The sequence below is a fragment of the Arthrobacter sp. B2a2-09 genome, assembly GCF_027587375.1.
Taxonomy (GTDB): Bacteria; Actinomycetota; Actinomycetes; order Actinomycetales; family Micrococcaceae; genus Arthrobacter.
In genome coordinates this window covers 1-437 of record NZ_JAMXIC010000102.1, presented here as the reverse complement: position 1 = coordinate 437, position 437 = coordinate 1, and the positions used below count along the sequence as shown (strand labels likewise).

The 437-nt window shown below is 60.0% G+C and carries 1 protein-coding gene; it reads right to left on the bottom strand.

From position 1 onward, the window contains the following. Nucleotides 1–3: 3 nt before the first annotated feature. Nucleotides 4–437: hypothetical protein (locus tag NFJ07_RS25720; RefSeq protein ID WP_269998941.1), on the bottom strand; the 434-nt coding region annotated here is incomplete at its 5' end.

Below are 437 nucleotides of genomic sequence, written 5' to 3'. Positions count from 1 at the left end.
TCATCAGTTGCCCGCCATGATTACCCAGTCGGTGCCGTCACTGACCAGAGTGGCATACTTTCCTGCGGTGGCGGCCAAGATCGCCGTCCCGGCAGCGCCTCCAGCAAGCGGGAGCACGTTAGCCGAGGCAGACACAACGGTGAAGGCTGCAATCGTCTTCAGCATGATTTCCCGGCCCGGGAAGGTGGCAGCAGATGGCAGGGTAACGGTGATGGTTGCGCCGCCGTTGCAGGATATCCAGTTTTCGGTATCAGCTACAGCGAAGTCGAGCGTCTTGGTGACGACGGCGCCGCGCTGCAATGAACTGGCGACAGCCGCTCCGATGTTCGGGGTAACCAGAGTCGGCGATGTGTTGAACACGTTAAGGCCGGTTCCTGTTTCATCCGTAATCATTGCCAGCATGTTTGCCGAAGACGGGGCGGCGAGGAACGCGAGAA